The sequence below is a fragment of the Rathayibacter rubneri genome (genome assembly GCF_023743255.1).
Lineage (GTDB): Bacteria > Actinomycetota > Actinomycetes > Actinomycetales > Microbacteriaceae > Rathayibacter > Rathayibacter rubneri.
The window spans coordinates 63,482-72,661 of sequence record NZ_JAMRYM010000005.1; the positions used below are offsets into that span (position 1 = coordinate 63,482).

Consider the following 9,180-nt stretch of genomic DNA (forward strand, 5'->3'; position numbering starts at 1 on the left):
AGTTCTCCTCGTGGGGGGGGCGGGCGCACTCGCGTCCCCCACCCCCGTCGGACAGACACTCGAGTGCGCCCGGCAACGCTACTCTCGCCGTCTGGACGGGAACCGTAGGCTCGAGGGCATGCGCAGCGCGATCGACCTCAACGCGGATCTCGGCGAGGGCTTCGGCGTCTGGCGTCTGGGCGACGACGACGAGATCCTGCAGGTCGTCTCGAGCGCCAGCATCGCCTGCGGCTTCCACGCGGGTGATCCGTCGATCATGCTCGCGCGCTGCAGGACGGCGGCCGAGCGGGGAGTCGCGGTGGGCGCTCACGTGTCGTACCGGGATCTCGCGGGTTTCGGACGGCGCGAGATCCCGGTGGAGCGCGACGAGCTGCATGCCGACGTCGTCTACCAGATCGGGGCGCTGGCGGCCGTCGCGCGGGCGGCCGGCACCCGAGTCCGCTACGTGAAGCCGCACGGCGCCCTCTACAACCGGATCGTGCACGACGAGGTCCAGGCCGAGGCGGTCGCCGCCGCGGTGCGCGACGCCGCGCCGGGTCTGCCGATCCTCGGGCTCGCCTCCTCCGCGATCGAGCGGGCGGCCGCGGCCGCCGGCTCGCCCTTCGTCCGCGAGGCGTTCGTCGACCGCGGCTACCGCTCCGACGGCACTCTCGTGCCGCGCGCCGAGGCGGGTGCCCTGCTGGAGGATCCGGAGCTCATCGCCGCGCGAGCCGTGCGGATGGCGGTGGACGGCACGGTGCTCGATCGCGACGGCGACGTCCTCGCCGTCGCGGTCGATTCGCTCTGCGTGCACGGGGACTCCCCCGGCGCCCTCGCCACGGCCCGGGCGGTGCGTCGAGCGCTCGCGGAGGCGGGCGTCGCTCTGGCACCCGCGCTGCGGTGATCCAGGCGCGGCTGCTGCCCTCCGGCGACCGGGGCGTGCTCGTCGAGCTGGAGGGGCTCGACGCGGCGCTCGCGCTCGCGTCGGCCCTCGAGCGCTCCCGGCCGACCGGTGTCGTCGATCTGGTCCCTGCGGCGAGGACCGTGCTGGTGGTGCTCGACCCCGACGTCCTGACCCCCGCGGAGGCGTCCCGCTGGGTCCGCGCCACCGCCGCGGTGGCGAGCACCGACCGGGCGGCCGCCGCCGGTCGCGTGCACACCCTCGACGTCCGCTACGACGGAGCCGATCTCGAGAGCACCGCGGCGATCCTCGGATGGAGCGCGGCCGAGCTGGTGCGGCGGCACACGACGACCGCGTGGCGGGCGGCGTTCGGGGGCTTCGCGCCCGGCTTCGCCTACCTGGTCCCGCTCGGCGAGTGGCCGGACGTGCCGCGCCGGGCGGAGCCGCGGACCGGCGTGCCGACGGGGTCGGTCGCGGTGGCGGGCCGCTACTCCGGGATCTACCCCCGCTCCTCCCCCGGCGGCTGGCAGCTGCTCGGCTCCACCGCGGCCGCACTCTGGGACGTCGAGCGGGCACCGGCCGCCCTGCTCGCGCCAGGCGACGAGATCCGGTTCCGGGAGGCGCCGTGAGCCTGCACGTCCTCGATCCGGGGCCCCTGGCGCTCGTGCAGGACCGCGGTCGGCCGGGATCCGCGGCGATCGGAGTCGGCCGGTCGGGCGCCATGGACGCCGGTGCTCTGCGGCTCGGGAACCGGCTCCTGGGCAATCCCGTCGACGCCGCCGGGCTCGAGCTGCTCGGCGGCGGCTTCACGGCGAGCGCCGACCGTGACGTCTGGATCAGCCTGACCGGCGCGGACGGAGCAGCCTCGATCGACGGACGGACCGTCGACCGGGTGCTGCCGGTGCTGCTCCCGGCCGGCGGCGTGCTGCGGCTGGGTCCCCTCCGGGCGGGTGTCCGTCGCACTCTGACGGTGCGGGGCGGGATCGACGTGCCGCGGGTCCTCGGCTCCCGCTCGCGCGACACGCTCGCGGCGCTGGGGCCGGAGCCCCTCGGCGCAGGAGACGTGCTCGGGGTGGGAGCGCCGGCGGGGCCCGTCGCCGCGCTGGACTGGTGGCCGTACGACGCCCCCGGTCGGGACGCGGTGCTGGACGTGCATCCGGGACCGCGCCTGGACCGCGTCCCACCGGGGACCTGGCGCGCACTGCTCGGGACACCCTGGCGGGTGGGCTCCGCCGCCGACCGCGTCGGGCTCCGGCTGACCGGGACGCGGCTCGCGACCGCGGGCGACGGCGAGCTGCCGAGCGAGGGCATGCTGCACGGCTCGGTGCAGCTGCCGCCGTCCGGGCTGCCGGTCGTCTTCGGACCGGACCACCCGGTCACCGGCGGCTACCCCGTCGTCGCGGTCGTCGACTCCGGAGCGCTCGACCTCCTGGCGCAGCTCGCGCCGGGCGCCGCGGTGCGGTTCCGGGCCGTCGCGCCGGTCAGCGGGCGGCGCGCTCCGCGGCCGTGACCACGTTGTGGATCAGCATGGCGCGGGTCATCGGCCCGACACCGCCGGGGACCGGCGACAGCCAGCCCGCCACCTCGGCGACGCCGGGCGCGACGTCACCGGTGAGCTTCGCCCTGCCCGTCTCGGGGTTCTCGACGCGGGTGATCCCGACGTCGAGCACGGCCGCGCCGGGCTTCACCCAGTCGGCGGCGATCAGACCGGGGACGCCCACCGCGGCGACCACGATGTCGGCGCGGCGCACCTCCTCGGCGAGGTCCGTCGTGCGCGAGTGCGTGAGGGTGACCGTCGCGTCCAGGCCCTTGCGGGTGAGCAGGAGGCCCAGCGGGCGTCCCACGGTGAGTCCGCGTCCCACCACGACGACGTGCCTGCCCGACAGCGGGATGTCGTGGCGCTGCAGCATCTCGACGACACCGGCGGGTGTGCAGGGCAGCGGGCTGTCGAGCTCGCCCTCGACGCCGAGGACCAGTCGGCCGAGGTTCGTCGGGTGCAGGCCGTCGGCGTCCTTGTCCGGGTCCATGAGCTCGAGCATCGCGTTCTCGTCGATGCCCTTCGGCAGCGGCAGCTGGATGATGTAGCCGGTCACCGCGTCGGACTCGTTGAGCTGGCGGATCGCGCTGCGGATGTCCGCGGCGGAAGCAGTCGCGGGCAGGTCGACACGGATCGACTCGATCCCCACCTCCGCGCAGTCGCGGTGCTTGCCGGCGACGTAGGAGCGCGACGCGGGGTCGTCGCCGACCAGGAGCGTGCCGAGCCCGGGCACGACGCCCTTCTCGCGCAGTGCGGCCACGCGCACCGCGATCTCGGCCTTGACCGCCGCCGCCGTGGCGACTCCGTCGAGTACCTGTGCCGTCATCTCGTCACTCCTCGTGTTCGACCGGTGCGCTCGGGCACGGCCGAGGCGGGGGACGCCTCCGCCGACCGCGGCGCGGGATGAGCCCGACGGGCTCGATCGGGATCCGCGGAGCCCCGGTGCCGGGACTCCGCGGATCTCGGGCTCAGAGCCCGGGGTAGAGCGGGAAGTCGTCGGTGAGACGACCGACGCGCGCACGCAGCGCCTGCAGGTCGGCCGAGGGCTTGAGCGCCTCGGCGATCACATCGGCGACCTCGGCGAACTCGTTCTCGCCGAAGCCGCGCGTGGCGAGCGCCGGCGTGCCGATCCGCAGCCCCGAGGTGACCATGGGCGGGCGCGGGTCGAACGGCACCGCGTTGCGGTTCACCGTGATGCCGACCTCGTGGAGGCGGTCCTCGGCCTGCTGGCCGTCGAGCGGCGAGTTGCGCAGGTCCGCGAGCACGAGATGCACGTCGGTGCCGCCGGTGAGCACGTCGATGCCCTCGGCCTTGGCGTCGGGCGCGGTGAGGCGCTCGGCGAGGATCTGGGCGCCGCGGATGGTCCGCGCCTGGCGCTCGGCGAACTCCGCCTCGCCCGCGAGCTTGAAGGCCGTGGCCTTCGCCGCGATGACGTGCATGAGCGGGCCGCCCTGCTGGCCGGGGAACACGGCGGAGTTGAGCTTCTTGGCGTACTCCTGCTTGGACAGGATGAGACCCGAGCGCGGGCCGGCGAGCGTCTTGTGCACGGTGGTGGTGACGACGTCGGCGTGCGGGACGGGCGACGGGTGCAGCCCGGCGGCGACGAGGCCGGCGAAGTGCGCCATGTCGACCCAGAGCTTCGCGCCGACCTCGTCGGCGATGGCGCGGAACGCCTCGAAGTCGAGGTGGCGGGGGTAGGCCGACCAGCCGGCGATGAGCACCTGCGGGCGGACCTCGAGCGCCTTCTCGCGCACGACGTCCATGTCGATGCGGAACGACTGCGGGTCGACGCCGTAGGCGGTCGCGTTGTAGAGCTTGCCCGAGAAGTTGAGCTTCATGCCGTGCGTCAGGTGGCCGCCGTGGGCGAGCTCCAGACCGAGGATCGTGTCGCCGGGCTGGATCAGCGCGGCGAGCGCGGCCGCGTTCGCGGTGGCTCCGGAGTGGGGCTGGACGTTCGCGAACTCGGCGCCGAACAGGGCCTTGGCGCGATCGATCGCGAGCTGCTCGGCGACGTCGACGAACTCGCAGCCGCCGTAGTAGCGGCGGCCCGGGTAGCCCTCGGCGTACTTGTTGGTCAGGACCGAGCCCTGCGACTCGAGGATCGCGCGCGGCACGAAGTTCTCGCTCGCGATCATCTCGAGGTAGCCGCGCTGGCGGTCGAGCTCCTGCTGCAGGACGGCGGCGATCTCGGGATCGACGACCGAGACGGGCTGGTCGAACGACGCCGACGCTCCGGTGCTCGAGGTCTGGCTCTGGGCGGGGGGAATGGACACGGACGCTCCTTGACTGGGAAACGGAGGGTGCCCGCGCCGGCGCATCGAGGCGACTCGGCGCGTACGGGCGACCCGGACTACGGTATCCGTTCCAGCCCAGGCGTGCGGCGGGAAAAGTGTCCGGGGGTGAGCCCGGAGGAGGTGCCGCTCCCTGATGGTCACCCATCCGAACGCCAGTCGCGACGCGGCCAGTGTAGCAACGCGAGCGCCGCTCGACGGGTCGCCGAGCACCGCTCAGCTCTGCGAGAGGACGGTTCGGATCTGCGCCGTCGTGCGCCGAGCGCGCAGCGCCGCGCCCGCCAGCAGGGCGATCGCCAGCAGGAAGCACGCCGCGTAGACGACGGCCGTGCTCTCGAGCCCGAACGCGCCGTAGACGACGGAGCCGACCAGGGCTCCTCCGCCGATGCCGGCGTTGAAGGACGCCGTGTAGACCGCGGTGGCGGTGTCGCGGATCAGCGGGTCCGCCACCTGCAGGAGGCGCGTCTGGAGCAGCGAGGGCAGCACGCCGAACGCGACTCCCCAGACGACGAACGCCGGCAGGGCGACCAGGGGCCGAGCGGGGACCAGGTTCAGCACCACCGCCGAGACGAGGACGACCGTCAGCGCGACGAGAAGGGCGGCGACGGGGCGACGGGTGACCACCCGGGAACCGGCGATGACGAGTCCGACCGCGCCGGCGGCTCCGTAGACGAACAGCAGCGGCGACACCGCCCCGGTCGCCGCTCCCATCCGCTCGGTGGCGAAGGGGACGAGATAGGTCGTGAAGGCGTAGTGGCCGGTCATGGCGACGGCCACCGCCACGCAGAGCACCGCCACGGATCCGGCACCGCGGCCGGCGCGCAGGGTCGCGATCGAGCCGGTGGTCGTGTCGGGCACCGGGGTCTCGACGGACGGGAGCACCCGGAGGACCAGGAGCGTGCCGGCCGCCATCAGACCCGCCACGATCAGGAAGGAGACGCGCCATCCGACGAGCTGGCCGAGCGCGGTGCCCAGCGGGACGCCGAGCACGAAGGCGAGCGTGCCGCCGGCGAAGGTGACCGCCACCGCGCGCCCGAGGTCGCGGGGTCGGACGAGTCGGGCGGAGTAGGCGCCGACGACCGCCCAGAAGAGGCCGTGGCCCGCGCCGCCGACGATGCGCGCGGCGACCATCAGGGGGTAGGAGGGGGCGAGCGCCGTCGCGACGGTGCCGAGCGTGAGCACGACGAGAACGGCGATCAGGAGGGTCCGCCGCGGTACCCGGCGGGTGACCAGCGCGAGCGGCGTGCTCGAGAGCACGACGGTGAACGCGAAGACCGTGACGAGGAGGCCGGCCTGCGCCGGCGAGACCCCGAGCGAGCCGCCGAGCTCGGGCAGCAGGCCGGTCGGCATCATCTCGGCCGTGACCGAGAGGAAGATCACGCTCGAGAGGACGAGCAGCGGCGCCCAGGGGAAGCGGTGCGCGGGCGCGGAGGTGCGGACGGGAAGAGTGGAGGAGGTCATCGGAGGGCTCCGAGAGGCGTGTCCCCCGACACGGCGCGGCAGCCCCGCTCGAGGCGGTGGCGGCCCGCGCGGCGGGCGGAGGATCGGCTGCGCGCCGTCGTGCGCGCCCGGGGCCGCGGGGGTGCCGACGACCGCCGCCAGCCTACGGGGGCCCTGCGCACGGGTCCAGGGCGAGCGGCCGTTATCCTGAGCGGATGCAGTCCGACCCCGCAGCGCCCGCGTCCGACCGGCCCGTGCCCACCGGCACCGAGTTCACGGGGACCGGCGATCGAGGTCCTGGCAACCACTGGACCCTGACCTTCGCCTGCCCGGATCTGCCCGGCATCGTCCACGCCGTCTCGGGCGCGGTGGTGCACGCCCGCGGCAACATCACCGAGAGCCAGCAGTTCTCCAGCGCCGACACCGGTCGCTTCTTCATGCGCCTGCAGGTGGAGTCGCCCGTCACCCGCGAGGAGTTCGAGCGGGCGCTGCAGCCGATCACCGAGCACTACGGGATGACCTGGCGCCTGGACGTGGTCGGCCGGCCCCTCCGCACGCTGGTGCTCGCGTCGACGGCGGCGCACTGCGTCAACGATCTGCTGTTCCGCCAGCGCGCGGGCCAGCTCGCGGTCGACGTGCCGCTGATCCTCTCGAACCACGGCAGCCTGCGCGACCTGGCCGAGTTCTACGGGGTGCCGTTCGAGTCGCGCCCCGTCGTCTCGCCCGAGACCAAGCGCGGGTTCGAGGAGCGCGTGATCGAGGTCGTCGAGCAGCACGACATCGAGCTCGTCGTCCTCGCCCGCTACATGCAGATCCTCTCGCCCGAGCTGTGCGCGCGTCTCGCCGGCCGTGCCATCAACATCCACCACTCCTTCCTGCCCGGCTTCAAGGGCGCGAACCCCTACAAGCAGGCGCACGCCCGCGGCGTGAAGCTGATCGGCGCGACGGCCCACTTCGTCACGAGCGATCTCGACGAGGGCCCGATCATCGAGCAGAACGTGGTCCGCGTCGACCACTCCCACTCGCCGGCCCAGCTGGTCGCGATCGGTCAGGACGAGGAGAGCCGCACCCTCACGCAGGCGGTCAAGTGGTTCGCCGAGGACCGCGTGCTGCTCGACGGGGCTCGCACGATCATCTTCAAGTAGCGGCGCCGCGGATCGCCGGAGGCCTGGGGCCGTCTGGCGGCGAGCGCCAGGAGCGGAGCGGCGGCCGTGAGCACCGCGAGCTCGACGTCGGACGCTCTGCCGAGGAGCGCCGCGGTCCCGAGTGCGGCGGCCTCGAGGAGGAGCGCGCCGTAGCCCGCCGCGATCCCCCCGCCGATCACCACGGCGACGAGCACGATCGCGGCGCCGGCGTCGCGAGCGGCACCTCGGGCGCCCGTCGGCGGAGTCGCCCCCGACAGGGCGGGAGGGGCGAGGAGCGCCAGGACGAGCGCACCCGGGCCCATCCACCCGGAGCGCTCGGCGACGACGACGAGCAGGATCAGTAGGAGAAGACCGGGTCCCGGAGAAAGGGATCACCGGCCCAGGGCGATGGCGCGCAGGGCCCGCACGTGCGAGTCGAACGCCTGGGCTCCGGCACGGGTGAGCGAGACCCAGGTGATGCGGCGCGAGTCGCTGCGGGCGCTCGACGAGCTCTTGACCGTCGCCGTGAACCCCGCGTCGGCGAGCACCCTGAGGTGCTTCGAGAGCGTCGCGTCGCTCACTCCGAGCGTGTCGCGCAGGACGCCGAAGTCGAGACCGTCGCCGGCCCGCAGCAGCCCGCAGATGCGCAGGCGGAGCGGTGCGTGGATGACCTCGTCGAACCGGGCCTCAGCGGACACGGCGCATCCTCTCGCGGGCGGAGGCGGTGAAGGCGTAGGTCGCGCCCACGCCGACGGCGAAGGCCGCCGCGGTCGGCAGGGCCACCCAGCCCCGGAGGTCGAAGGAGGCGAGCCCGAGCGCGGCGCTGTAGAGCGCCAGCACCAGGACGAGTGCCGCCGCCGACAGCAGCCACGGCATCGCACCGAGGCGACCGACGCTCACCCCCGTCGCCCGCCGGTAGGCCCAGAGCAGCACGAGACCGAGGGCGAGCGCGGGGAGGATCCCGCCGGGCGCGCTCTCGTCGGCGGCGGGACGGACCACGAAGAGCGCGGCGACGAGGCCGAAGCCCGCGGAGAGCCACCACGGAGTGCTGACGCGCGTCGCGAGTGCGGCGCGATCGGAGTCGAGCTCGCGGAGGATGTCATCGTTTTCCATAGTGGAAAGTCTTGCAAAGACTTTCCGTCTCGGCAAGGGATGCTCGGAGCGCGGTCGGAGAGGACGGTTAGCATGGTCGGCGTGAATCCAGCAGAGGCGACCACCGCGGACCGCGACCCCCGGATCGGCCCGAACGCCGTCGTCCGCTTCGTCCTCGAGCTCGTCGCCCTGGTGACCTTCGGCATCTGGGGCTTCAGCAGCTTCGACATGCCGTGGAGCATCGTCGTCGGCATCGGTGCTCCGGTCCTCGCAGCCCTCGTCTGGGCGCTCTTCCTCTCGCCCCGCGCCGTCCTGGCGATCGACGTCTACGGCCGCTCGCTGATCGAGCTGCTCGTCATGGGCGCCGCGGCGCTCGCCTGGCTGGATCTCGGGCAGCCGGTCGTCGCGATCGTGTTCGGCGTGGTCGCCATCGTCTCGGGCGTCATCGCCGGGCGCCGCTCGATCTCGTAGCGCTCCTCCCCCGGCGACTCCGCGCGACCCGACGCGACGCCCGGACGACGAACGGCCGCCCCGCCGCCCCCGAGGGAGCGAGCAGGACGGCCGCGACGTCGAGCGGTTCTACTCCGCTGCGGCGCCCTCACGCTGCGCGAGTGCGCGGCGTCGGACCCCGGTGATGACCGCTCCCGCGCCGATCAGCGCCAGCGCGGCTGCTCCGAGGAGACCGGCCTCGAACCCCGTGTGGGGCAGGCTCCCGGGACCTCCGGTGCCGGGCAGGCCCGGTCCGGCGGTCGGCGAGGAGGTGGGCGCGGGCCCGGCGGTCGGCCCGGCGGTCGGAGTCGCGGTGGGCTCCGGGGT

The 9,180-nt window shown here is 74.2% G+C and carries 11 protein-coding genes and 1 riboswitch; of the genes, 5 read left to right on the forward strand and 6 right to left on the reverse strand.

The window, feature by feature from the left end; genetic code table 11:
* The first annotated feature begins 118 nt into the window (after positions 1-118).
* From NB037_RS03295 to NB037_RS03305, 3 genes are read left to right on the forward strand one after another with little or no spacing between them, the layout of a single operon-like run.
* A complete protein-coding gene (locus tag NB037_RS03295) occupies positions 119-883 on the forward strand; it encodes a LamB/YcsF family protein (RefSeq protein WP_251943623.1) in 765 nt (254 codons plus the stop codon).
* Positions 880-1,509, forward strand: a complete 630-nt coding sequence (locus NB037_RS03300; protein WP_251943625.1) for a 5-oxoprolinase subunit B family protein — start codon at positions 880-882, stop codon at positions 1,507-1,509. The genes NB037_RS03295 and NB037_RS03300 overlap by 4 nt, the downstream gene beginning before the upstream one ends.
* Entirely contained in the window at positions 1,506-2,390 is an 885-nt protein-coding gene (locus NB037_RS03305) for a 5-oxoprolinase subunit C family protein (protein WP_251943627.1), read from the forward strand. Before NB037_RS03300 ends, NB037_RS03305 begins: the two co-directional genes overlap by 4 nt.
* Here NB037_RS03305 and NB037_RS03310 read toward each other — a convergent pair.
* The 3 genes from NB037_RS03310 to NB037_RS03320 form a co-directional block, all read right to left on the reverse strand.
* Positions 2,362-3,243 (reverse strand): bifunctional methylenetetrahydrofolate dehydrogenase/methenyltetrahydrofolate cyclohydrolase, encoded by an 882-nt coding sequence (locus NB037_RS03310; protein ID WP_251943629.1) that lies wholly within the window; start codon positions 3,241-3,243, stop codon positions 2,362-2,364. The two genes, NB037_RS03305 and NB037_RS03310, sit on opposite strands and share 29 nt — an antisense overlap.
* 142 nt (positions 3,244-3,385) lie before the next feature.
* Positions 3,386-4,690: a serine hydroxymethyltransferase gene (glyA, locus tag NB037_RS03315; protein ID WP_308202040.1), complete on the reverse strand. Its 1,305-nt coding sequence runs from the start codon at positions 4,688-4,690 to the stop codon at positions 3,386-3,388.
* An 87-nt stretch (positions 4,691-4,777) separates the two neighbouring features.
* A riboswitch (ZMP/ZTP riboswitch) is annotated at positions 4,778-4,881 on the reverse strand.
* A 43-nt stretch (positions 4,882-4,924) separates the two neighbouring features.
* Positions 4,925-6,169 carry an MFS transporter gene (locus NB037_RS03320; RefSeq protein WP_251943631.1) on the reverse strand — a complete coding sequence of 415 codons (1,245 nt, stop codon included), beginning with the start codon at positions 6,167-6,169 and terminating at the stop codon, positions 4,925-4,927.
* Positions 6,170-6,363: 194 nt separating this feature from the next.
* On the opposite strand from NB037_RS03320, the gene purU reads away from it, so the two are divergent.
* Positions 6,364-7,293 (forward strand): formyltetrahydrofolate deformylase, encoded by a 930-nt coding sequence (gene purU, locus NB037_RS03325; protein WP_251943633.1) that lies wholly within the window; start codon positions 6,364-6,366, stop codon positions 7,291-7,293.
* A 371-nt stretch (positions 7,294-7,664) separates the two neighbouring features.
* Here the strand turns inward: purU and NB037_RS03330 are convergent, their stop codons facing one another.
* Together NB037_RS03330 and NB037_RS03335 are read right to left on the reverse strand one after the other, a co-directional pair.
* Positions 7,665-7,970 (reverse strand): transcriptional regulator, encoded by a 306-nt coding sequence (locus tag NB037_RS03330; RefSeq protein WP_251943635.1) that lies wholly within the window; start codon positions 7,968-7,970, stop codon positions 7,665-7,667.
* A complete protein-coding gene (locus NB037_RS03335; protein ID WP_251943637.1) occupies positions 7,960-8,385 on the reverse strand; it encodes a hypothetical protein in 426 nt (141 codons plus the stop codon). Before NB037_RS03335 ends, NB037_RS03330 begins: the two co-directional genes overlap by 11 nt.
* An 81-nt stretch (positions 8,386-8,466) precedes the next feature.
* Between NB037_RS03335 and NB037_RS03340 the strand changes: the two genes are divergently transcribed.
* Positions 8,467-8,835, forward strand: a complete 369-nt coding sequence (locus NB037_RS03340; RefSeq protein WP_251943639.1) for a YrdB family protein — start codon at positions 8,467-8,469, stop codon at positions 8,833-8,835.
* A gap of 108 nt (positions 8,836-8,943) precedes the next feature.
* On the opposite strand, the gene NB037_RS03345 is transcribed toward NB037_RS03340, so the two are convergent.
* A partial coding sequence (locus NB037_RS03345) for an LPXTG cell wall anchor domain-containing protein (protein ID WP_251943641.1) occupies positions 8,944-9,180 on the reverse strand: 237 nt, incomplete at its 5' end.